Source organism: Vibrio sp. 2130-1, assembly GCF_033339515.1.
The window spans coordinates 284,504-308,746 of record NZ_JAWOUT010000001.1 but is presented as its reverse complement, the minus strand read 5'-3'; the positions used below and the strand labels follow the sequence as shown (position 1 = coordinate 308,746).

The window sequence follows — 24,243 nt, the reverse complement described above, 5'->3', positions numbered from 1 at the left end:
CATTTATGTTCGTATTATCATTCTACTGAATTGTGAGTGACTTCTCTATAATCCGCTATCCAATATGTTTAACGGAACTTGTAATGACGGCTGACCAAAAATTCAAACACTGGATGCGAACTTTGATTGTCCTGTTCATCGTACTATTTTTGTACATTATCATTGCTGACCGCCACGCCCCCTTAACGACCGAAGGACGAGTGCAAGGATACGTTGTCCAAGTCGCACCCGAGGTATCTGGTAAAGTGACCGACGTTCTCATCGAGAATAACCAGTCCGTTCAAAAAGGCGATGTGTTGTTTACGATTGATGATCGTAAATACAAGATAGCGCTTGAACAGGCGGAGCTGTCTCTGCAATCCGCCTATGAAAAAGAAGCAACACTGTATTCTCAACGCGAAGCCGCTCTTGCCAATATTGCCCGCGCACGAGCGACATTTGATAATGCACACCGCGAGTACAACCGCTTACTGACACTATCGAAGCAGAAAGTCATCTCTCAATCGACACTCGATAATGCCTTTGCCCAAAATCAGGTATCACGTGCAGCGCTTAAAGCGGAACGACAAAACTTAAAAGTCATTGAGGCGCAATTAGGCGACCAAAAAGGTCAAAGCACCGCCGTTCGAATTGCCAAAAACGGCATCGAAAAGGCGCAACTTGATTTGGCAAATACCGCGGTACTCGCTCCCAGTGATGGTGTCGTGACCAACCTGCAACTAGAAGTTGGCACGATGGCAAACACCAACATGCCATTGCTGACGTTTGTACCAACAGGATCACTCTGGGTAGCCGCTGATTTTCGTGAAAAGTCCGTCGCGAACGTAGACAAGACTTTCCACGCCTTGGTCACATTTGATGCCAACCCAGGTTCGGTGTACGACTTTGATTTAGCTAGCCGCGATTACGGTGTAGCAGCCGCACAACAAACGCCTAATGGCGCACTGACCAAAGTGGAAGTGAACAACCGCTGGGTACGTGATGCGCAGCGTACACGAGTGAACCTAACCAGCAGCGAAGAGTTACCACCAGCACTGTTTGTCGGCTCTCGCGCTACCATTGTTTTGTACCCAGACAACAGCATTTTCTGGCAGTTGATGGCGCAAGCACAGATTCACCTCGCAAGCTGGTTCCACTTCATTTACTAGGCGGCGACAATGAAAACCTTACGAATTTGGTTCGGCTGCTCTTTAGGGCTCGCGCTAAGCATGATCTTCGGTTGGTCTTACGGATTTTTTGCCATCATGATGCCGCTGTTTATATTGGGCAGAATGGAGCATTTTAACCTAGCGGCTTTATTGATCGTGTTTTTCTCTGCGGTGTGGACAACCATACAAGCCACATTTTTACTGGAATACTTGCAGTTTCATCCAACATTAATGACCGTAGCCGTTGGAATTATGATGCTGTTTAAGTGCATTGCAATGATGAACCAGAAAACCTATTTGTTTGGTTACATGGGGTTGTTGGTGGGTTCAATTGTGTTGAATTTTGCCAGCTATAACTTCATGGATATTGAAGAGTTCAACGTCAACATGTGGGTGATGGCGTTCAGCAATATTTTTGTTTGCGCATTCGCGTATTGGTTGTTCCCTGAGCCAAAGTCCCCCACCGAGCACATTGAGATGTCGACCCCAGTGAAAAGCGATATTGACTACATCAGCCAAGTTGCCATGGGTTGGGTAGTGGCGATGGCGGCGTTTATCGTATTCCAAGTAGCGGACTTATATGACTCGTTATCCGCACAAGCTTCCATTTTGATCATCCTAACCCCAATGACTTTAGCGGGCTCGCTCGCCATGGCAAAAATTCGCATCATCGGCACCGCACTAGGCTGCATCGCAGGGATGGCTGTTCAGCTGATATTGGGCAGTTGGTATGGGCATGGGCTACTCTTTTGGCTCGCCTTTACCATTGCAATGGGGCCATTCTGCTTGTGGCTCACCAAGGGGCAAATTAAAGCGGCTATCGCGTTTTCTGCCATGTCTGCCCTATCGGTTCCGCTGACGACCTCGTTGGTGCCAGAACAAAAAGACGCGTTCTTTTCGATCTTGTACCGTTTCAGCTCGATTTTCGTTGCGGTTCTGCTCACCGCGATGGTGATGTGGGTGGTGCATCACTGGATTCGTGTGATGTTGCTAAAGCATCCTGAGATTAAGAACGTAGAGTTGAATTAAATCTGGCCGAGGCTGGAAACGGGAAATGTATGCCGCTCACTTTACTGTGAGCGGCATTTTTATTTAAAACGGTCACCCTGAACATCGAGGAACGAGCGTGGTTCAGGATCGACTCACCGAGTGCTGTGAAGTTCTGAGGTTATCGCCATTTTCCAGTGAGTTGTTAGTAGATTCCTAGTCTCGTCTAGACTCGCTGGAATGACCCAAATTTGAATACAAGCCAAATAGTTGGGTAGGTGAGTAACGTATCTCTTAACATCCGTCATCCTGAACAGCGAAGGACGAACGTGATTCAGGATCTACCCACCGAGTGCTTTGAAGTGCGAAAGTTATCGCTATTTCCTAGCGTGCTGTAATCAGATTCCTAGTCTCGTCTAGACTCGCTGGAATGACCCTACCTTAGAGCTGCTCTAATACCTGAGGGATGGCGAGCAATGTATCTTCCAACATCCGTCATCCTGAACAGCGAGGGACGAGCGTGATTCAGGATCTACCCACCGAGAGCTTTGAAGTGCGAAAGTTATCGCTATTTCCTAGCGAGCTGTAATCCGATTCCTATTCTCGTCTAGACTCGCTGGAATGACCCTATCTTGGAACTGCTCCAATACCTAGGGTTGTGGCGAGCAATGTAACTTCCAACATCCGTCATCCTGAACAACGAGGGACGAGCGTGATTCAGGATCTACCCACCGAGTGCTTTGAAGTGCGAAAGTTATCGTCATTTCCTAGCGAGCTGTAACCCGATTCCTAGTCTCGTTTTAACTCGCCGGAAAGACCCTATCTTGAAGCTGCTCCAATACCTAGGGTTGTGGCGAGCAATATATCTTCCAACATCCGTCATCCTGAACAGCGAGGGACGAGCGTGATTCAGGAGCTCCCCACCGAGAGCTTTGAAGTGCGGAAGTTATCGCTATTTCCTAGCGAGCAGTAAACCGATTCCTAGTCTCATTTAAACTCGCTAGAATGACTCTAACTTTAGTTCATGGTGCGGAGCCTAAGTATTAATATCAACCCACCAACTCTTTACGAATGATCTCCGCACCCGCACTTAACGCATTGAGCTTAGCGGTCGATACTTCACGAGACAAAGGCGCCATACCGCAGTTGGTACATGGGTAAAGCTTGTCGGCATCAACGTACTTCAACGCCTCTCGCAGTGTGTTCGCCACTTCTTCTGGCGTTTCAATTTCGTTGGTAGCGACGTCAATCGCACCAACCATCACCTTCTTACCGCGAATCAACTCAAGTAACTCAATAGGCACTCGTGAGTTATGACACTCAAGCGAGATAATATCGATATTTGACTGCTGCAATTTAGGGAATACTTCTTCGTATTGTCGCCATTCAGTGCCTAGCGTTTGCTTCCAATCCGTGTTCGCTTTGATGCCGTAGCCATAGCAGATGTGCACTGCAGTTTCACATTTCAGCCCTTCAATCGCACGCTCTAAACACGCAATGCCCCATTCGTTCACATCATCGAAAAACACATTGAACGCAGGTTCATCGAATTGAATAATGTCGACACCCGCCGCTTCAAGCTCTTTCGCTTCTTGGTTGAGGATCTTTGCAAATTCCCAAGCCAGCTTTTCACGGCTACCGTAATGATCATCATAAAGTGTGTCGATCATCGTCATAGGGCCTGGCAGCGCCCACTTGATAGGTTGCTTAGTTTGCTGACGCAAGAACTTGGCATCTTCAACAAACACGGGCTTTGTGCGGCTTACTGGGCCAACCACCGTCGGAACACTTGCTTCATAACGGTTGCGAATGGTCACCGTTTTACGGTTTTCAAAATCTACGCCGCTTAAATGCTCAATAAAGGTCGTCACAAAATGTTGCCGAGTTTGCTCTCCATCACTGACGATATCAACGCCTGCCAATTCTTGCTCTTGCAAAGCGACGCGTAGCGCATCACGTTTGCCATCAATCAGTTCTTCACCTTGCAGTTTCCACGGTGACCAAAGTTTTTCTGGTTCGGCCAGCCAAGAAGGTTTCGGTAAACTGCCAGCCGTTGAAGTCGGTAATAGTGTTTTCATCGTCATTCCTTTCTAGATTCTCGTTGTCGATTACGCGTAGTTTGCAGACCATTGTTCAAGCACAGATTGATAAGGTTTGATGAAATGCTCCTCGGCAAATTTTCCTTGTTCAATCGCCAGTTGGCTGCGCTCTTCTCGGTCGTAAACGATTTGAGTTAGCGAGTGGTCTAGGTTTTTTAGGTTTGGCTGGTAGCAATTACCGGCAACCGCGTTGGCATTGTAAATCTCAGGTCGGTAAATCTTCTGGAATGTCTCCATCGTGCTAATCGTGCTGATAAGCTCTAGGTTTGAATAATCGTTCAACAAGTCACCGAAGAAGTAGAATGCCAACGGTGCAACGCTGTTTGGCGGCATAAAGTAGCGCACCTGTAAGCCCATCTTCTTGAAGTACTGCTCCGTCAACGAAGATTCGTTCGGCTGATATTCAAAGCCCAAAACAGGATGTTGGTTTTCGGTGCGTCGGTATACCTTGTTGTCCGATACACTCAGACAAATCACCGGCAGCTTTTTGAAATGCTGTTTGTAAGACTCAGAATTAACGAAAGCTTTGAACAGTTTGCCATGCAAATCACCGAAGTTCGCTGGGATGCTGAACTGTGGCTGGTTTTTGTTGTGGTCCAACAGCAAAACGCTAAAGTCGTAATCACGCACGTATGAAGAGAAGTTGTTGCCCACTATGCCTTCAATGCGCTCGTTAGTGTTGTGGTCAACAATGTTGGTTTTGAGCACTTCAATCGATGGGAAGGCTTCTCCACTACCTTGGATATCCATATCAACGGAGATGATTTCAAGTTCAACGGAGTAGCGGTCACCTTGCGCGTTATCCCAATATGCCAACGCATTAAAACGATTGTCGATCATTCGGAGCGCATTGCGCAGATTCTCTCGGCGGTAGTTTCCGCGAGCCAGATTAGCAAAGTTGGTAGTGATTCGCGTGTTGTCTGATGGTTGGTAATTCTCATCAAAGCGAATGCTTTTGATAGCAAATGTGAAATCGTTATTCATCGTGAGTTGGTATCCTATTTCCTTAGATAAAGCAGACTTTTCCTAACTCTGTGCATGGGGACATTTTTTGTTTTTTGGTTTTCCCAATCGTTAGGTTGCACAGCACTTACGACGAACGGTTCGTACAAAAATGACCGTCGCAGTGCCTAACACCAGAGCAGTCCTTTTTTATACTTGCTTCACGAGTTGAGTAATATTGGTATTGTTTCACATTGAACATGAAGGAAATTCATAGTGGGAGTTCCAACCCTGAGAGAGCTATCGTAGATACTGTTTTTCATTGACACCAATACACGTAACTTGGCGAGCATATTGCCAATATGTGTAATTAAGAAACGGATAAGAGATTAGCAGTACGTAAACCAGTTTTAAGCCGAGAAAACGCATTGTATAAACAATACGCCAACTGGAATATAGGACAGCGTAACTTAAATAGCACTTTTCACACTCCATCGTTTATTTAAGCATTCGTTTAATTAGAAGTACGTTACATTTTATATTCTCGAAACATGATTATTTAATAATCTTATTTATTTCTTTTTCTATCTTTACCATCTTAAACGTAAAGTTTAATTTCCTGCTGTAAAAGCACATATAACTTCATACACGAACATGGCAACTTCATTGACGGACTTTATCACTCAACTATTACATTAAGCTCTAAAAAAATAATAACAAAAAACATAACCCACTGTTTTAATTTGAATTAAATCCATAAACCCGAGATAACCACATAACGATACTTTACTTAATTTGGTATAACAAAAACCCTAAAAATAACATGGCTAACATTTATAAAATTCACTTTTATCAATAGAAAACCTCAACACAACATTAGAAAATTAAAATTAAGCAATAACTTAAAAAGACAATACTTAATAACCAAATTCTTATTTATTATAGTTGAGTGGTGAATTTAAAAACTATGAGACATTAACCCCACGAATCTATCCTTTTTCTTTTTTTAATAAAAAACAAGATGCACTATTTCACCGCTCATTTATTGAGCTTGAATTTATAACCTGTCCATAATTATAAAGTGCCCATCAAGATGGTTTAAAACAAAAGTCTTTATGGGCTGACTAATAGGAAAAAATAATGGAAAAACAGCATCTTTCTGCGAGTATTATCGCACTCGCTTTACTTGGTTCTTTAGCACCAGCACATGCTGAAGATACATTGAAATCTTACACTTCGACGTTGCTTCAGCTTGATGATGGTGATGCTCGCTCGAAAAAAATCCGCTTAATTTATTCTTTAGAAAATGTCTGGAACCAATCTTTGCTACCAAATGGCGCTAAAGAAGCCAAGTTGATCCTAAATGGCGGTTCTGGCTTCGACATGACTAATGTTCCAAACAAAGAACAAATCTATGGTTTTGCTACTGGGGGAGATTACCGTTACACCGTTCCAACGGCTTTTAAGCTGGCACTGAGCTATTTAAATGGCGCCCCTTTACGCCACATGAGCCATGCTCCAGAAAACACCATTGCAACGGCATCTGTCAGTGAGTCGCTAGATTTTAACCTTGGATTCAGTGCTTCTACTTCTCCAAATATTAGTGGGGGAATCTCCTGGAGCAACCGTGTAACGTACGACCAGCCAGAGTTTCAAACGGTTGCCGATTTTAACCAAGCTAACGAAAGCATTAATTGGTTAATTGAAAACAAGACTATCCGCCATAATACGCCAGCTAAAGACTGGTTATTGTATCGTTGGACCAGTTGTGACATGGGTAATTTGATTGATTACAATGAGTTACCTGTCGTTATGCGTTCAGACTTTAAACCACAAGTCGGCGTCGTATATAGAAAAAATGACATTCAAGATGGCCTAGATACATCAGAGGTCAAGCTGGTTGCTGGTTGGCGAAAAACCAATTACTACTTTGGTCGCGACTGGTGTAGCTGGTATACCACTCCAGAAAATACCTGGAAGAAAAATCGTGATAGCAGTCAATGGACAGAGACTAGCCGAGCCGTAACTATCTCTTGGAATGACGATCTCTACCACTAACTTATTAGCCTGCGGCCACGGAATAAATAAGTGGCCGCTATATTTACTAATGAAATAAACGGTAAGACATGACACATGACAAGTAACAAAAAACTCTTGACTGGATCGGCGCTAGCACTTGGTGCAGTACTCGCCATATTTCTAATTAATTCAAATAACAAGAATGCCCAGACCGAACCTGTTGCAAGCCTTGATGAGCAAATCAAGACAGAAGACGCTGCGACAATAAGTGTAACGCCTCCTGAGAGCGATGCTGCTCAAGAGGTTGTTACCGCTCCAACACCACTAAGTCGCAATGATGATACTTCCGACGTCATTCCAGCTACACCTTGGATATCTGCCCCATTAAATGAACTGAGCAATGAACTGTACGATTTTATTGAAGCTGAACAGGTAAGTTACATCAGTACGAACGACTATCCATTCGACGAGAAAAAGCAAAAACAATTGCGAACATTAGCTAAGCAAGGGGTTCCTATCTTGTTTGACAATACGGAGTCATCCTATTTGGATAGCTACGGTGTCAGCGAAACCAAAGTCGTATCAGAGTATTTTGGTACGGCGTCTGAAGGTGATGTCATCATCGCTACCGGAGTACAGAATGCAGATGGCAGCATTCATTATCTAGTTTTGCCTTTGAAGAGCAAAGATCTCAACGATAACAGTAAATTGATTGAGGACACTAAGCTCGCAATCACTCTACTTAAAGAACAAAAGCATGACTTGATAAAAGAGAGACAAAACGAACATCGCGAATAAAAGTAAAGGGAGATAGCCTCTGTATCGCTATTTCCCTTAAAACTCAGTTCTCAATTAAGAAAAGCTCATTTCTCCCTACTTACCTTACCGGCACCCTATCCGAAATCACCTTGCCGTCTTTGATGGTGATGATGCGTTTAGTGCGCTCTGCCAGAGCGTTATCGTGCGTCACGATGATCAGCGTTCTACCTTCGGCGTGGAGTTGGTTGAACAAGGCTTCAATCTCTGCGCCGGATTTTGAATCCAATGCACCCGTTGGTTCATCTGCTAAGATGATTTGCGGATCGTTGACCAAGGCTCTTGCAATCGCGACCCTCTGTTTTTGACCACCAGAAAGCTGGTTTGGTTTATGGTCTAAACGATCCCCTAGCCCGACTTGCTCTAGCAATTTAGCTGCGCGCTGGCGACGTTCTTTGGCTTTGATACCAGAGTAAACCAACGGCAGTGCCACGTTATCAAGCGCCGTCGCGTATTCCAATAAGTTAAAGCTTTGGAAGACAAATCCGATCTTTTGGTTACGAATGCCAGCCAGCTCATTCGCACTTAAACTTGCGACGTTTTGGCCGCCAAGTTGGTACTTGCCATCGGTGGGCTTATCTAAACAACCGAGCATGTTCATCAACGTTGATTTGCCTGAACCGGACGGGCCAAGAATCGAAAGAAACTCGCCTTGATTAATGGTTAAGTCAACGCCGTCTAGCGCGCGAACTTCCGCCTCCCCGCTTGAGTAGTATTTACAGATGTTGGTCAGCTCAACAAGCGGCTTGTTCGACATGTTCTCTCCAGAGTTATTGTTGTTATTCACTTTGTAGCGCCTCCAATGGGCTGACTTTTGCGGCTCGGTTTGCAGGTAACCATGCAGATGCCACACCAATTATCACTAAGGTGAGGATGACAATCGCGACAACGACCCACGACAACTCAGGGACAGGTTTACCCAGTTGTTCATAAAAGGCATTGCCCTCTAAAGGAATGGAACTGATGGCAGACACCAGCGCGTACGTCACGCCTAAGCCAAGCGCGCCCCCCATCATCATTGTCAATAAAGACTGCACTAAATAGTGCATGCGAATGGCCGTTGGGGTTGCACCGACTGCCATGCGCACGCCGATATCACGCGTAGATCGCTTTACGGTGGCATACATCACATTGGCGATGCCAACGCCAGCAACAGCTAACGTCACGAAGCCGATAATGCCAAGAAAACTCTGCAAACCTATCAGAAACTGCTGCATACTCTTTTGTTTAAGGAACATATCATCGACTTGGACGATCTGCTCATCGCTGACACTTGCCCCGTGCTTACGGGCAATCACTTGCCTGATCGTCTTTGCTAAGGCTTCTCGGTCTACATCGGCTTGTGGTTGCACATTGATGCCACCAATTTCACCGTTGACATGAAATCGCTTCCACGTCGCTAACGGCACAAAGCTGGAATAGTTGATAAGATCCCCCAGTTCTATTTGAGCGCTGTTTTTCTCCAATACGCCCACAACGGTGAACTCCTCATTGCCGATTTTTACCTTTTTCCCAACAGGGTTGACTTGTAATGTGACTGTCGCAAACCAACTAAAGTCCTCATTCGGGTTGAATAAGTCGGCTGCCAGTTCATAACCCAGTACAACGACTTTGCGCGTCTCTTTTTGATCGAGTGGATTTAACCATCGCCCCCCCGCCATCGGCACCAAATTGGTCATGGATTGAAACTCGCTCGTGACCGCTAACGGTTCTTGCCACGAGCTTCTGTCACCAACGGTGATGCGCTCTTTCCACTTCGCAGTTGGCGAAACGCTTTTTACATCGGGTAACGCTCGAACAACCTCTGAATCGTCCATTTTTAGTGTCAGAAACTTACCTTGGTGAAAAGCACCATGGTCGACGGTGGCCATCCCTCCGGTCAAATAAATCAAGTTGCCGTTACCATTTTGTGCGGTTTTCAATACGCCCTGACGAATACCCTCACCTACCGCCAACATAGCAGCGATACAAAGGGTCGCCCACGCTACTGCTAGAATGGTCAAACCCAGTCTCAGCTTTTCTGCGGCCATTTCTTGGAAAATTTGTCTCATCGGTAACAACATGGCTAAGCCCTCGCACTCAAAGCAATGACTGGCGTGAGACGTGATGCTCGCCTTGCTGGGAAATACGATGCCATCAATGCCAAGATAAGCGTCACAAGTAAAGACCAAGCAATGGAATCTGGCGTGATCACAGGCAAACCAATCCATTCCGGTAATTCCATGCTGCTTAGGACAGATACCACGGCATACGAAAACATCAGACCTAATGCCGTGCCCACAGCTACCAAAATAAGCCCCTCAAGAATAAACTGACTGAGTATGGATTTTTGAGTCGCCCCGATCGCCAAACGCACACCGATTTCACGCGTGCGCTCAGTGACGGATAAAAACATGATGTTGGCAACACCAAGCGCACCGACCGCCATGGTCATCGCACCGCTCGCTCCGAGAAAAATCTGAATGCCACGCAAAATTCCACTGATGACCGCCGCACCTTCACTAAAATCGGGTAATTCGACCGCATCTTTATCACTTGGGTCAAAATGAAGCTGCTTGGCGAAAAAGTTCACGATATTTTGTCGAAATGACGATGCATCCATCCCTTCTCTCGGCTTCATCAATACCATCCAAGGTTTCGCATCCCACAAATCGCGGTACGTTGTTTGAGGAATGAAAACCGTGCGGCTATCGCCGAATGAAATGCCAGTGTCCTCACCAACGGTTATCCCAATCACCAAAAACGGAATGCCGTTGACTTTGAGCCTATCCCCGATTTGGATTCCGCCCATTTGCGCAATTTGATCGCCTAACACCGCCACGCGAGTATGGTTGTTCATATCACTTGGTGACAGGTTTCTCGAACCAGATTGCAGCTTGCGTTGCATTAAAGGAAAGTAAGACGTGTCAATACCGCTGACCGTACTCGATAAGTTCTGTCCTTTGAGATTGGTGATATTCGCATCCCATTTGGCGTAAACGCTCGACGCCTGTTGCACGAAGCCCGACTGTTTGATCGTGTCGACTTTTTCTTGTGGTATATCAATTTGGCGCCTTGAAGGTAACCCTTGCCACGGTTTACTGGTACTCGACGGAAACACCACTTGCACATTGTTGATCATAAATGAAAACGACTGGGTCTGATGGCGATAAAAGCCTTCTCCAAGTGCGATTAACACCACCACAGAGATCACGCCCCAAGCAATCGCGATAATGGCTAGCACGCTCTTCATGCGGTGCGCCATCAACGTTTGCCAAGTTTGCTGCAACAGGCTGCTCATGAATGAAAAGCCCGAGAGATCAACACCATGGTATCGTCATCGAGTTTCCCTGCGGTTTGCAGTAAGCCGATTCTCTTACGCCAATAGCTGTACAAGTTGGTTTGCAGACTGTTTTTCGCCTCAAACAAGCTGTTGTGTGCACTGATAACTTCCGACACTTCAAGCAGGCCAGCGTCGTAAAGTTTCTCTTTGCTTTGCAACACTCTGGCGCGCGACTCAACCAGCTCGTTCGCTATTAAAACTTGATTCCAATTGATATCGACCTGCGTAAACTGCTGAATAACTCGTTTCTGAATATCAATTTCCACTCTACGCATATCTTGCTTGGCGCTTAAAATGTTCAACGATGCTTCGTCCACTTTCGCTCGCACTGCACCATTGAGGTCAATCGGCAAACTCAAACTAATCCCAGCGTTAAACTCGCCGTTTGAACGATTGTCACCATCGCTGTAGCCCACACTGCCTTTGACGGTTGGGTAGTATCCACCTTTAGCTGAATCTTTCGCGAACTCGCTCGCTTTCACCATCTGCGCCGCGACCAACAGCTCTGGACTACTGTCTTTCGCCAGCTTTAGCCATTGCTCCTGAGAGTCCACCAGCATCGGCGGCTGAATTAGAGAATCCGTTCGAATTTGGTCGACACTCTCCGGCATTTGATTGATTAACGCCGCAAGCTCTGCTTTTTTCACTTCGAGATCGGCTTTTGCATTGAGGATACTTGCTTGCTCAGAAACTTGATTCGCTCGCATCTCTTCAACATCAACCGACTTCACTTTGCCTGCTCGATAGCGTTTCTCGATGATGTTGAGAAGTTCTTTCCCCTCCTCCAGCTTGGACTGCGCCAATTTGAGGTCGCCCTGTGCGCTTGCCACATCTAGGTAAGCGGTGAGCAACTTTTGCGCAAGCTCGTTATGCGCTTGAGATAACTCTAACTGTACTTTGAGATAATTGGCATTCGCTTGATCCAGTTCCGACCACAAACTACTATCCCAAATAGTTTGAGTTAAGGTAGCGCCGTAACTGTTCGAATGGCTTGAGGACTCATTCCAATCCGCTGACGCACTGGCACTTAAACCCGGCAATAACGCACTGCGGCTGCTCTGTACGCCAACCTCGCCAAGCTGGACGCCGATTTTCGCTTTTTCGTAATTTGGATCGTTCTGCTTTGCTTGTTGCCAAGCTTGTTCAATAGAAATTGCATAGGTAGGCAAACTGAGCGTGGTAGCCAACAATACAAAGGCGATTGTTGGTCGTTGCAGCTTAACCATGCGCCGCTCCCATCATACTGTTGTCGATAACCTCTTCATCAAGCTCCACGCCGTCAAGCACTTCGACATTGATGCCATCTGACAGACCGAGTTTCACAGGTTGTTTATGAAACCCTTGTTCTGAGCTATCGGGGATCAGAACATTCGGTGCGTCACCATCAAATTGCAGAGCGCGCTCCGGTAGAGTGAGCACGTTTTCAGACTTCTTCAGAATGATTTGAGCCGTCGATGAAAAACCAGAACGAAGCAACACATCTTGTGGGATCTTGAGTTCTCCCACTTCAACCTCAAAACCGTTATCAAAACTTTTTGCCGAAGCATTGCCCTCTGGTGAGTTAAGGTTCTCAGATTGAATCGCCACTTTGGTTAGCACACCAGAAATCGCCACATCAGGATAAGGCGCAACCGTCAACATAACGGGCATTCCCGGAGACAACTGCGCAGCATCATGCTCACTGACGCTACCTTTAAAAATCAGACTGTTCATGTCGGCCAATGAAATCATTTCAGTCGCGGCTTGGCTTGATTGAGTCGAGATGATCGGCTCTCCGACCTCTACTTTCTGGTTGAGTACCGTGCCATCAATTGGCGCGTAGATCGTCGACGTTAAACGCGCATCACCGATAGACGCCTCACCACTGCGGATGAGTTCGAGATTCTGGCGCTTTTGCAATACGTCCGCTTGCGCAGATTTGACTGCCGAGCGCGCACTTACGTATTCGTCGTAGTTACTTGGAATAATGTCCTGCTTGACCAAGCTTTCTAAGTTGGACAGTTTTTGTTTGGCGGATTCCAGATCGGCTTCGCTACGCATGAGTTCTGCCGATGCATCCGTTAATGCTTGGGGTGTTGGGTTTGGACGCACTTTGATCAGCGGCTGGCCTTGCTTCACCTTTTCACCAACTTTCGCGTAAATTTCACCGACGATACCGTCAATTTGTGACTTGATAGACACAGAGTGTGCAGGGACAATTTTACCAACAGCCACCGCTTGTTTTTCAATTGTGCCTTTTTCCACAATCAATGTAGGCAGTAATTCTGGTTGAGCAGCAGATTGGAGATAGAAATACGTACCACCGCCGAGCAGCGCAATGCTCACAGCGGAGACAAGCCAACGTTTCGTCATTATTTATTCCAACAATTATTGGGTAGTCTAATGACTACTCCTAAAACACAAAGTTGAAGGAATAATATCCTGCTTTAATAGAGGTTTGGTTGTCACAGTTGGTATGGTTTTGTCAGTCACCTCTGACAATCAAAGACTAAAAAAATCTCGAGGAATCATTCAGCAAAGACGCTGTCTACGATGGCGACTAACATGCTCTGTAACCGCTCGTTTCAACCGCTATCAATTTCATTCTGAACAATGTGCAAAATGGCGCAGTTCGATATCCTCCAATTGCATATCCATACAGTCTTGCGCCTCACGTCCTAGAGCAGGAAAAACTGCATGCGCTTTTAAAATGCCTTGGCTGATAAAGCCGCATTTCTCCAACACACGGATACTCGTGTGGTTGCCAATATGCGGGGCGGTGCGAATGCGCGTTATACCCAAGCTTTGCAGGCAGACAACGCCAAGTTTGCAGGCTTGGGTTGCATAGCCTTTTCCCCGATAGCGAGCAGAAATACCAAAATGGATTTCACTGCTGTCTTGCTCAGGTATCAGCACCAGACAACCAATAGGAGTTTGAGAAGTGAGTTCTTCAATAGCGAAGACTAAGAGATTGGGAGACTTTTGATCATATTGAGCACGCCATCTTTCGATAGCTTCAAGGGTTTGATTAACATTTTGGTGGACTTGGCGATTGAGGAAGCGGCATGCTTGCTCATCGCCTAAATAGTTTTCAAACAGGGGAGCAGCGTCTGTTGTTTTGAGGTGTCTGATTGCCACTTGTTGAGATTCAACTCTCATCATGATTTAGCTCTGATAAACATTCGGTTTCCAGATTTGCATGAAGTTTTCTACTGGAGCAATAGGAGTGAACCCAAACTGTTCGTACAACCCATGAGCATCGCGGGTTGCAAGCATCATACGGCGTAAGCCTTGTAGTTCTGGATGAGCAATAATTTCTGAGATCAACCACTTACTGATGCCTTTACCACGGTGTACCTCCACAACAAACACATCGGCTAGGTACGCAAACGTGGTACGATCGGTAATTAACCGAGCAAAAGCAACGAGTTGATTTTCGTCATCCAAAACCGCAAAACAGAACGAATGGCGCAATGATTTCTCCAGGCGTTCTCTTGGAATGCCCTTTCCCCAATAACTGTTTGAAATGAACTGGTAGATAACGTCTAAATCCATGTCATCTAACGACGTGGTAATTCGAAACCCTTGCATTGTATCCCCCAACATTGATTTATATTTTCTCAGCCACACAGACAAGCGAGTTGGCATTCGCCTCAAATGCTTGCGCTGACCAAGACTGGTACTTCTCTATGATTCTGAATCCCGCTTGTTCAAGGAAAACGTCTATGTCTTCCAGCGGACGATATTTTAAATCAATGCTGGAATGCTCAATCATTCCACCTTCAAAATGGCGCTCTTTCTTCAAATACATGATGGATGTTTGCAAGTCATACTCGACCTTCATACCGAAATAATTCACTTCACCATAAGTTGGAGAAACATAGGTTTGCCACAGTGCCATCTCATTATCCAATTCTAGATTTTCTGGCGTTGGTAACCGCGTATCGAAAACAAATCGCTTACCTTTTTCGAGGTGTCTTGATATTGAGCTCAGTGCACCTGCTAGCATCTCATCACTTAAAAAGGCTTGGAATGCATTCCCTGTCATTATGGCTAGGTCAAACTTCTTACCTAACGAAAACTGGGTTGCGTCGAGATGAAGAAAACGCAAGTTACTCCTGCTTTTGGCTTTGTCCTTTGCGTGTTTGAGCATCCCTTCAGAAATATCAATGCCAATGGCGTCGTTGAGTTGCTCAGAGACTGGAATCGTGACAATGCCGGAACCACAACAGACATCCAATACACTTCGAGCATTGGTTTCTTCGATTAACCTTGTGATGAAAGCAATGTCGTGATGGTAATGCTGGTCGTATTGAGCATCGTATTCAATGCCAGACCCGAACTCGGTTAAATCTTGTGTTTTCAAAAACAATCCTTGTTTGTTACTTATTTCAGCGGTGTGACTTTTTCAGCTCTAGCATTAAGTATCGACACACATAACCAATACCAGATACGTAACCAATCACGTTTTCTAGTGAAACCACTTCCAACCCAGCTTGCTGACAGAGTTGCTCAACTTCACTTTCGGTATATGCCTTATGCACGACCGATCCACTATAAGTATTTCGAGGCAAATCTTGTCCATCCGGATCGTGGTATTGAAAGCTGATAAAACATCGTCCATTCGCAGTTAGCTTATGCGAAATACACTCCAAAAGTTGTTGAGGCTCTGCTAGAAACTCAGTAAAACCAAGTGCGGTGATAAGGTCGAAGGTTTGCTCAAACAAAGGGGAAAATGGCTCATCGAGGTTATGAACCGCGACGCTTTGATAGAGGTTAGTTTGGCGCGCTTTATCAACCATTTTGGACGAGATGTCTAAGCCATGGATGGCGAGTTCTGGATAGTGACTTTTTACGACATGTCCGATACTGCCAGTCGCACAGGCTAGGTCGAGAACCGAGCCTTGCTCGATGGGAAAGGTTTTTAACTTCTCAGAAATCCAACGTGGACCGACGTAGTGACTGTCATCCACCAACTTTTGATAGCGATCCGACACATCATCATACATTTTTGCTACGTTCATCGTTTCCTCCTTGATAACCAGAACGATGCTCGAATGTAGCACGCAATAAGCATCTAGACACTTATTGGTTAACTAGTTCTTTATGGTATGTGACCGACTGGTTGTTTAGGACAACAAAAAAATCCGATACTCAATATTTTGAATATCGGATTTTTATAGCGTTATCGAGCTAACCAAATTCTCGCTAGTATTCCTATCGGAGTGGTAACGCCAGTTGTGACAGAGGAAATTTCACCATTTCTTAAAACATAAATGGTTGGGGTCACGCTAATTTTCCATTCACGCATAATATCGCTTGAAGGATCGTTTATGTTTTCAAAACGATATTCTTTTGCCTGCATAAACTGCGCCACACGCTCATTTGGCCCTGATGAGCCAGAAACGCCAACTACGGCATAGTCATCACTCAGCCAGCTCACGCTTGGACTTACAAATTTACAAGCGGGACACCAAGTCGCCCAAAAGTAAACAACGACAGGTTGTTCATGACTTTGTGCGATTGCATCGAAGTATTCACCATCGCTCAATACGGAGCTCAATACGGAGCTCAATGGTGGTGCCTCCTGTTTGGGAATATCTTTGGTGCGATACCAATCCATCGCGATAGAAATAACGGTGACAATGAGCACCATCTGTACGATTTGAACGAGCCAATACCGGACTGTTCTACGCTGCTTTGTCGAACTCATTGAATGGATCCCCCACTCGCTTGTTTCACCGCGCTTAAAACAACATCATCAGTCAGAATCACAGGTAACGGGATACCTTGTGGCGCCGCCGGGCCATAGACGATGTTAAACGGCACACCGTAACGCCCATTAGCTCGTAAAAAGTCCGTTACCGAGCCGTCCGGATGCGTCCAATCCCCTTTTAACGTCGCCACATTAGGGCTTTGCAGCAATGAGTAGACAGGATCTTGCCAGATCACGCCGATCTTGTTCGCTTTACACGTGACACACCAATCCGCAGTCACATCCACAAACACCACTCGCCCATTATTGACGTGCTCTTCAATCGCTGAATTAGAAAGCTTTTGCCAAGCTAGATCATCCGGAAGTGGCGTTGCCCATTGGTCAGCAGTGACACTGCCAAGTAGTAAGCCGCCAGCTATTAACACTAACGATGCGGTCCCTGATACAGCAAGTGCTTTCTCACCATACACACGCTTAATTCTTGCCATCATGACGACAAAAGCAACCACAGCGATGAGTGCAATCCATAACATCGGTACATGATTTGCCATTAATGAAAGTAGCCAAACGCTGGTTGCCAACATCATTATGCCAAACACGATCTTAACGACATTCATCCACGAGCCAGGCTTTGGTAGTTTCAGCGCGATATTTGGAAACACAGCGACTAAGAGCCAAGGCAGTGCCATACCCAATGCTAATGCTGTAAAAGTTGCAAATAACGTTAATACGTCGGCACCCAAGGCAAACGCCACGGCCGTTCCTAGAAAAGGCGCGGAGCAAGGCGTCGCAAGCAATGTGGCAAACATACCTTGAACATAGTGACCAACTAGGGAGTTATCACCTTTCGAGGCCAGCCATGTATTGGTACCCGATGATAGACGGATTTCAAACAGCCCCAGCATATTGGCCCCAAACAAAGTGGTGACCAACACCATCAAACCTAAGAACCAAGGGCTTTGAAATTGCACGCCCCAGCCAATGGCATTACCTGTTAGCTTAAGCACCAAAATAAAACCAGCGAGAATCCAGAACGACGTTAATATACCAAGTGACGAGGCAACAAACTGAGCGCGAATTTGACGACGCTCGATACCTTGAGCGGCAACAATGCTACTTAGCTTCATCCCCAAAACCGGAAGAACGCAAGGCATAATGTTAAGAATTAAACCGCCGAGCAACGCGAATAGAAAAACACTCGTTAGAGACGTGCTCGGCAACGGTTCAACTATTGCCTCAGCAGTTGCTTGAGTGGTTTCTTCTGCTAGTAAATTGGTGTCTTTGATGGTCACAAACAGCGACTGACCATCTAACTCCACATCGCCCAGCCAAGTATCAACGATATAGCTCGCGGTGACGATGTTTCCTTCTTGATGCATTCCTTCAAGCTTGAAGCTATAGTCTCGCGTTGCTTCATCGACGCCATCCACCAGCACTTGTGGTTGTTGCCAACCCTGACTGTTCTTTAGCTTGATTTGCAGTTTCGATTGGTTCGCATCCCAACTCGCCTGAGTAACATCAATAAACGGCGATGGCTGCGGCACGTTACTCACTGCTTGAGCGTAACTGAACATCACGTCTTCATCGACTTTTAGATCAGAAGGCAAGAACGTCAATTGAATTTGATAGTCCGTCAACACACAAATCGTCGTACAAGAAGAAAGTGTCAGTACCGCATCAATCGTGACAGGTTTGGACATGTCTTCGACGTGCAGCGTCATGGGGAACAAAGTGTCGCCTTTATACCCAAGAGTCTCGATACCTAATAATTCGAATTTTTGTGGATGCGGCCATTGCCAATCCACTTTGGATAAATTTTGTGAATTTTGCCAATCAATAGATGGTGCTACGCCGCCCTCACCAGGTGAACGCCAGTAAGTTTTCCAGTCTCCGGTTAACTTGACGTCCAGATAACCAGTGATTGTTTTGGCTTGCGGATCTTGTTGACCAGTGAGCACAAAGCGCGTTTGCACTGGAGGATGTTGTGGGTTGGTCAGCCAACCTGTATCAGTAGTTTGAGCTGAAATACTCAGAGAGAGCAAACTCAAAGCAAGCGTCATAAAAAACATGAACGCAAACTGAGTCAGTTTAGTAATTTGATTCATAGTGATTCCTAGTTAAAAGACAAAGGTGCTAAATAACTGACGCTAGTGGTCAGAAAGCACGCTTTTATTCTCGGAACACACAGAAAGTCAGATGGACTCGATACTTACGGCCTATCGGTTCCGTCCAATGTTGCGCACCAATATAGGCACTGCACAACCAAATTGCCGAAGCAAAAAGACCGACAAACAGAACAACAATAAATACATCGAGTTGATGTTGAGAAAACTGAATTAACTTTTCAGACAATTTGCACTTGCTGGTTTCTTTAGTATCAATCGACTTGACGCTCGAACGCTCATCAGCAAGTGAAACCGCGGGCGATTCCGTCTCATATTTCATAGAGCATGACGATGCAAAGCCTGAATTTTGCATCAGACACACAACCACCACCCAGCCAATAATCGCCAGTAGCCATTTTGCCCGCTTATGTGGCGTGTGATGCCGTTTAGTCAACAAACTCATAAGAATTCAGATAAAGTAAGAACGAAGAAGATAATACGCGAGTCGTCATAAAGCTCAAGTTGTATCCTCTAAATAGCCTTAAGAGGCTTCACTCGCTAAGCTTTAATCTAGCTTGCCATAAATATATGCCAACTCTGCGACGGTTTTTGCCGAGAACTTCTTCAATAGATTAGCTCGGTGTACTTCAACCGTTCGCATTGCTATGCAAAGTTCGTCAGCAATACGAATGTTGCGTTTTCCTTCAATGATCAAACGTAAAATGTCTTTTTCTCTAGGTGTGAGCGATTCATAAGCCGATTTAGCTGCTGCCATATCGAGGTTTGTGGCAGACTGCGCCTGTCCCTGCAAAATGGCTCGTGCCAGTTCATCGCCTTTGACTGGTTTTTGGAAGAAATTGACCGCCCCAGCTTGCAATGCATCGACCGCCATCGGAACATCACCATGCCCTGTCAGATAAATAACGGCTAGCGGGCTGTTGGCTTTATTTAAAATTTGGTGCACTTGCTGGCCACGAAGGTTGGGCATTCGGCTATCAAGGATCACGCATCCGGCCTGATGAATGTTCACTTTATCGAGAAAAGATTGCCCATCAGCAAAAGTCGTCACGTTGAAGTCATGCTCTTCCAACATAAAAGCGAGCGAGTCACGCACCGATTCATCATCATCGACTACAAAAACAGGTAGCTGCTTTTCATCGCTGCTCATTAAGTGCTCCTATGCCTAGTTCAGATTAGTTTTGATATGGAAACACAAGCTCAACCAAACAACCATGTGGTGCTGTCGAGCTGATGACAAACTCGCCACCATGCATTTCCATCACATCGCGACAAATGGCTAACCCTAGCCCAAGCCCTTCTTCTTTGCTACTCACAAACGCTTGAGTCGGATTCTCTTGCTGCAACCCTGTACCATTGTCTAACACTCGAATAGAGAGTTGACTGATTTGGTAATCGCAATGCAGGGCAATTTTACCTTGATAACCTGATGAGTGATATTTCTCTTGGAACAAAGTACACGCATCAATCGCGTTGCTGATCACATTAACTAAAACCTGTTGTACGCCAACTGCATCGACAAGTAACGGACGAATGTTCCCTTCTGTACTGGCCACAATAGAAATGTTTTGCTTCTGCATCCGAAAATGGAGTAACTCAATCGTGTCATCAATGAGTACTTGAAGATCGCACGACGTTTTGTCGACACTGCGCTTGCGAATCAACGTTCTTAATCGCTGAATAATTGCATCGGCTCTTTCAACTTGGCCCTGTATTTTCTCAAGTACAGGGACAATATCTTCATGAGGGCGCTTTTTGGCCAAGCGAAGTAAACCGCCTTCACTATAGTTGCGAATGGCTGCCAGTGGCTGATTGAGTTCATGAGCAAGACTAGTGCCGATTTCTCCGACAATCGCGACCCTTTGTGAATGTTCTAACTGTTCACTTTTCTCTTTTAATCGTAACGATGTCTGCTCCAACGCTTGCTTACTCTTGCTAAATCGATACTCAAGCCAAAAGTGGTACGCGTTCAACACAATCACAAACATGAACAGCGCCCATGCCCACTCTTGATGACTACGCAGCCAGCGTAGAGCCTCACTCCACCAAGGTTGTTGCAACGGATGGAGATCCAACGCCTGATAAAGTTTGTCGATGCTCAGCAAGCTGACGGGGGACGTCCAACCTGACGCGCCTGCCGCAATAACTGCAGGGTGTTCAGGTGGCATCGCTAACAATACTTGCGCAATCTGTTTGGCAATCTGAGCTGAGCCGCGCTCTGTTTTGGCAAATGACCAGTTAGGATAAAGCGGTGTGGAAACAGCGCATAACGAGCGCTCGTTCGGCTGTTGATTTAAAACTCGGTAATTACCCGGTTGTAAAAGCCCTTCACTTAACATCTGTTCCAATAAACAAGCGGGGACGACGGCCGCTTCCACATTACCATCACGTAATTGATACAGGTTGGCATCAATAGGAAAACCAAGATAGCGGACATCAGAAAAGAAATCGTTTGGATTAAGCCCCATTTTGACTATTTGATAGCGCATCGTTAGATAACCACCAAACGCTTTTTCTGATACCGCCGCAACGGGACGTCCTGAGACATCTTGCACCGTTTGATAACTTGAATTGGCTCGAACCACCAGCGCCGAACCAATGCCGTAATTCGAGTTTTGTGGTGCTCTGCTGGTTAGCGTTGCCATCCACGACAGCGCGTATTGCCTGCCCAATCGCACTGCCTGACCTGGGTTGGTTAAGATGAAATCTATCTTCTGAAACTTCACCGCTTCGCCCATTTCATCCAAGTTAAGGGGATGAAGGACAAAATGCACATCGGAAATTTGCTGATTGAGCCAATCAATGGTCGGTTGCCATCTCTGCTCAGCATAAAGATGGCCGCGTATCGCTAACACGCCCACTTCGACTTTTTGCTTGACCTGTGGCTGCTCTGCTTTTTGCTCTTGCATTCCTTGCAGATATTCTTGTTCAGAAACAGCGCCCTGAGCCAAAGATGCAAAGGCAACTAAGCAAAGAACCCAAAACTGAAGCAACCGTGGCGTTTTGTTCATGATGAGTAGAATCGTTCCTTCGAAAGTAATGGAGCAAGAATAACAGCTACCCTTGGTAAACCACATTTGTTTTAGATCAAGTTTGATCTGGGTATGTGGAAATCCACAATATAAGCCTCGCAGTGCATTTCTCACAATGGAATCAGTCAATTCAAATACAACAAAAAAGCAGGTGAGTTATGGATTCCACCAAACGTCGCTTTCTCAGCGCGGTCACAGCCGGAGCCGCGTTAATTCCAGTCGCAGGCATTGGCACGGCAACTGCGGGAAACATTATTCGAAATAACCAGTCCGCTGACCGAAAAGGACAAGTCGGGAAGCGTTATGCCATGGTGATAGATTTGCGTAAATGTGTCGGATGCCAGGCTTGCACTGTGGGTTGCAGCATCGAGAACCAAGTGCCTATCGGTCAATTCCGAACCACCGTAAAGCAATACGAAGTTACGTTAGATGATGGCTCTACAGCCACGCGAGAAGCAAAAGCCTTTATGCTACCGCGCCTTTGTAACCACTGCGACAACCCACCTTGCGTGGCAGTGTGTCCGGTTCAAGCAACCTTTCAGCGCGAAGATGGCATTGTCATGGTGGATAACAGTCGCTGCGTAGCGTGTGCGTATTGTGTACAAGCTTGCCCTTACGATGCTCGCTTTATCAATGAGGACACCCTCACCGCAGATAAATGTACCTTCTGTGCTCACCGTCTAGAACAAGGTCTATTACCTGCCTGCGTGGAAACCTGTGTTGGCGGTGCACGTGTAATTGGTGATTTGAATGATCCATCAAGCGAAGTCCGCCGCTTAATTGCGAAGCACCAAGACGATATCAAAGTGCTAAAACCCAATGAAGGCACCAAGCCTCACGTGTTTTACATCGGCATGGATGAACGCTTCACCAGCCACATCGACGGACAACCTGCTATTTACGACCCAAAGGGAGATCGCGCATGAACATCACCGAAGTGTTAGTCCAACCTCAAGCGATGGCTTGGCTACCGTGGGCGGTGCAGTACTTCTTCTACATCGGTTCGGCTTATGCGGCTGCTGTTTTATTCCTAATCGCCCTATTATTTGAAAAACACACCAGTCACAGACTGCGCGCTGCGCTTGTTCTGACGCAGGCCATCGGCGCCATCGTGGGGCCATTAGCGTTAACTGGCGACCTTCACCAACCGGGACGCGCATGGCATTTTTACGCACACATCACTCCGTGGTCATGGATGTCTTTAGGGTCGCTTTTCTTGCCTGTTTTCTCAGGTTTAGCGGTAGTGACTGCATGGCTGTATCTCCGCGAGGATCTGATCAACTTACGTAATCAGCCAGGGAAAGTACTGCCTCTAATTTCAAAGCTGTCACTGGGTGACTGGGCGCTCTCTCGTAGAGTCATGCTTATGGTGTCTGCCATCACGGTGCTATCAGGCATCACCATTGCAGTCTACACAGGCGCTGAAATTGCGGTCGTTAAATCGCGCTCTTTATGGCACCAACCCGCGTCACCAATTCTTTGGTTTGTCACTGCATTTATGGGCGCTGTCGGATTTTCTCTGCTGATTTGGTTACTGCTGCCTAGTCAGTCAAAGACGCTGACATCTGGCGATACTAATTTACTTAAAAAATCAGTGGTTACCAGCGGTGTATTAACGCTGATACTGCTACCGATTTGGGCATCCAACAATTCCGCATTTTCGCTCTATTCTAGCGAACAATGGATGCACAACATTGCCCTGCTCACTTTTGTCGTTTTAGGTTGTGTTTTGCTCGCTTTCATCTTCTTGCGCGATACCAAAAAGTCCGCATCAGCCAGATTTCGTCACGTCATAGGGCTCAGTTTTGTGTCTGCTGCCGCACTGGCAAGTGCATGGCTGATTCGCTGGTTTACCATCATGGAAGTGCAAATCATCGCCAAGTTCGATGCAGGGCTGTATCCATACCAACTCACTATGGATGGAAATGGCTGGATAGGCATTATCGGCATGCTCGGATTATGGCTTGCACTGGCACTGCTCGGTTCGGAGCTGGTTCAGCCAAAACAAAAGATCGAAGTAAAAGCCTCATCACTCACCTTAACTGAACGCTAATCAAAGA

The 24,243-nt window shown here is 46.1% G+C and carries 22 protein-coding genes; 6 read left to right on the top strand and 16 right to left on the bottom strand.

Annotated features, from left to right (window positions below; genetic code table 11):
- Window positions 1-83 precede the first annotated feature (83 nt).
- Window positions 84-1,148 (top strand): HlyD family secretion protein, encoded by a 1,065-nt coding sequence (locus R7Q09_RS01475; protein ID WP_025625303.1) that lies wholly within the window; start codon window positions 84-86, stop codon window positions 1,146-1,148.
- 9 nt (window positions 1,149-1,157) lie between these two features.
- Window positions 1,158-2,177, top strand: a complete 1,020-nt coding sequence (locus R7Q09_RS01470) for a DUF2955 domain-containing protein (RefSeq protein WP_318070821.1) — start codon at window positions 1,158-1,160, stop codon at window positions 2,175-2,177.
- 1,007 nt (window positions 2,178-3,184) lie between these two features.
- On the opposite strand, the gene R7Q09_RS01465 is transcribed toward R7Q09_RS01470, so the two are convergent.
- Together R7Q09_RS01465 and R7Q09_RS01460 are read right to left on the bottom strand one after the other, a co-directional pair.
- A complete protein-coding gene (locus R7Q09_RS01465; RefSeq protein WP_031780992.1) occupies window positions 3,185-4,213 on the bottom strand; it encodes a methionine synthase in 1,029 nt (342 codons plus the stop codon).
- Between the two features lie 30 nt (window positions 4,214-4,243).
- The gene (locus R7Q09_RS01460; RefSeq protein WP_017636059.1) at window positions 4,244-5,218 is read right to left on the bottom strand and encodes a DUF1852 domain-containing protein; all 975 of its coding nucleotides are present in this window, start codon (window positions 5,216-5,218) and stop codon (window positions 4,244-4,246) included.
- Between the two features lie 1,098 nt (window positions 5,219-6,316).
- Here R7Q09_RS01460 and R7Q09_RS01455 point away from each other — a divergent pair.
- A complete protein-coding gene (locus R7Q09_RS01455) occupies window positions 6,317-7,234 on the top strand; it encodes a leukocidin family pore-forming toxin (protein ID WP_005376731.1) in 918 nt (305 codons plus the stop codon).
- Between the two features lie 75 nt (window positions 7,235-7,309).
- A complete protein-coding gene (locus R7Q09_RS01450; RefSeq protein ID WP_132936823.1) occupies window positions 7,310-7,993 on the top strand; it encodes a topoisomerase I in 684 nt (227 codons plus the stop codon).
- A gap of 79 nt (window positions 7,994-8,072) precedes the next feature.
- Here the strand turns inward: R7Q09_RS01450 and R7Q09_RS01445 are convergent, their stop codons facing one another.
- The 14 genes from R7Q09_RS01445 to R7Q09_RS01380 form a co-directional block, all read right to left on the bottom strand.
- A complete protein-coding gene (locus R7Q09_RS01445; RefSeq protein ID WP_213886661.1) occupies window positions 8,073-8,768 on the bottom strand; it encodes an ABC transporter ATP-binding protein in 696 nt (231 codons plus the stop codon).
- 22 nt (window positions 8,769-8,790) lie between these two features.
- Window positions 8,791-10,074, bottom strand: a complete 1,284-nt coding sequence (locus R7Q09_RS01440) for an ABC transporter permease (RefSeq protein WP_318070837.1) — start codon at window positions 10,072-10,074, stop codon at window positions 8,791-8,793.
- A 2-nt stretch (window positions 10,075-10,076) separates the two neighbouring features.
- Entirely contained in the window at window positions 10,077-11,291 is a 1,215-nt protein-coding gene (locus R7Q09_RS01435; RefSeq protein ID WP_318070820.1) for an ABC transporter permease, read from the bottom strand.
- Window positions 11,288-12,559 (bottom strand): TolC family protein, encoded by a 1,272-nt coding sequence (locus R7Q09_RS01430; RefSeq protein ID WP_318070819.1) that lies wholly within the window; start codon window positions 12,557-12,559, stop codon window positions 11,288-11,290. The genes R7Q09_RS01435 and R7Q09_RS01430 overlap by 4 nt, the downstream gene beginning before the upstream one ends.
- Window positions 12,552-13,685 (bottom strand): efflux RND transporter periplasmic adaptor subunit, encoded by a 1,134-nt coding sequence (locus R7Q09_RS01425; RefSeq protein ID WP_186584819.1) that lies wholly within the window; start codon window positions 13,683-13,685, stop codon window positions 12,552-12,554. Before R7Q09_RS01425 ends, R7Q09_RS01430 begins: the two co-directional genes overlap by 8 nt.
- Window positions 13,686-13,913: 228 nt before the next feature.
- On the bottom strand, window positions 13,914-14,474 hold the full coding sequence (locus R7Q09_RS01420; RefSeq protein ID WP_080773719.1) for a GNAT family N-acetyltransferase: 561 nt from the start codon (window positions 14,472-14,474) through the stop codon (window positions 13,914-13,916).
- A 3-nt stretch (window positions 14,475-14,477) separates the two neighbouring features.
- A complete protein-coding gene (locus tag R7Q09_RS01415) occupies window positions 14,478-14,903 on the bottom strand; it encodes a GNAT family N-acetyltransferase (protein WP_042523060.1) in 426 nt (141 codons plus the stop codon).
- A 19-nt stretch (window positions 14,904-14,922) separates the two neighbouring features.
- Window positions 14,923-15,678: a class I SAM-dependent methyltransferase gene (locus tag R7Q09_RS01410; protein WP_213970706.1), complete on the bottom strand. Its 756-nt coding sequence runs from the start codon at window positions 15,676-15,678 to the stop codon at window positions 14,923-14,925.
- 25 nt (window positions 15,679-15,703) lie between these two features.
- On the bottom strand, window positions 15,704-16,336 hold the full coding sequence (locus R7Q09_RS01405) for a class I SAM-dependent DNA methyltransferase (protein WP_213970707.1): 633 nt from the start codon (window positions 16,334-16,336) through the stop codon (window positions 15,704-15,706).
- Between the two features lie 161 nt (window positions 16,337-16,497).
- Window positions 16,498-17,025: a protein disulfide oxidoreductase gene (locus R7Q09_RS01400; protein WP_151514996.1), complete on the bottom strand. Its 528-nt coding sequence runs from the start codon at window positions 17,023-17,025 to the stop codon at window positions 16,498-16,500.
- Entirely contained in the window at window positions 17,022-19,133 is a 2,112-nt protein-coding gene (locus tag R7Q09_RS01395; protein ID WP_213970708.1) for a protein-disulfide reductase DsbD family protein, read from the bottom strand. Before R7Q09_RS01395 ends, R7Q09_RS01400 begins: the two co-directional genes overlap by 4 nt.
- A gap of 64 nt (window positions 19,134-19,197) precedes the next feature.
- Window positions 19,198-19,596 (bottom strand): hypothetical protein, encoded by a 399-nt coding sequence (locus R7Q09_RS01390; protein ID WP_115386181.1) that lies wholly within the window; start codon window positions 19,594-19,596, stop codon window positions 19,198-19,200.
- 102 nt (window positions 19,597-19,698) lie between these two features.
- Window positions 19,699-20,301: a response regulator transcription factor gene (locus tag R7Q09_RS01385; RefSeq protein ID WP_115386182.1), complete on the bottom strand. Its 603-nt coding sequence runs from the start codon at window positions 20,299-20,301 to the stop codon at window positions 19,699-19,701.
- 25 nt (window positions 20,302-20,326) lie between these two features.
- Window positions 20,327-22,162 carry a sensor histidine kinase gene (locus R7Q09_RS01380; protein WP_213970709.1) on the bottom strand — a complete coding sequence of 612 codons (1,836 nt, stop codon included), beginning with the start codon at window positions 22,160-22,162 and terminating at the stop codon, window positions 20,327-20,329.
- Between the two features lie 179 nt (window positions 22,163-22,341).
- Here R7Q09_RS01380 and dsrO point away from each other — a divergent pair, with 179 nt between their 5' ends.
- Together dsrO and nrfD are read left to right on the top strand one after the other, a co-directional pair.
- Entirely contained in the window at window positions 22,342-23,109 is a 768-nt protein-coding gene (gene dsrO, locus R7Q09_RS01375) for a sulfate reduction electron transfer complex DsrMKJOP subunit DsrO (RefSeq protein WP_213970710.1), read from the top strand.
- A complete protein-coding gene (nrfD, locus tag R7Q09_RS01370; protein WP_213970711.1) occupies window positions 23,106-24,236 on the top strand; it encodes an NrfD/PsrC family molybdoenzyme membrane anchor subunit in 1,131 nt (376 codons plus the stop codon). The genes dsrO and nrfD overlap by 4 nt, the downstream gene beginning before the upstream one ends.
- The last annotated feature ends 7 nt before the right edge of the window (window positions 24,237-24,243 follow it).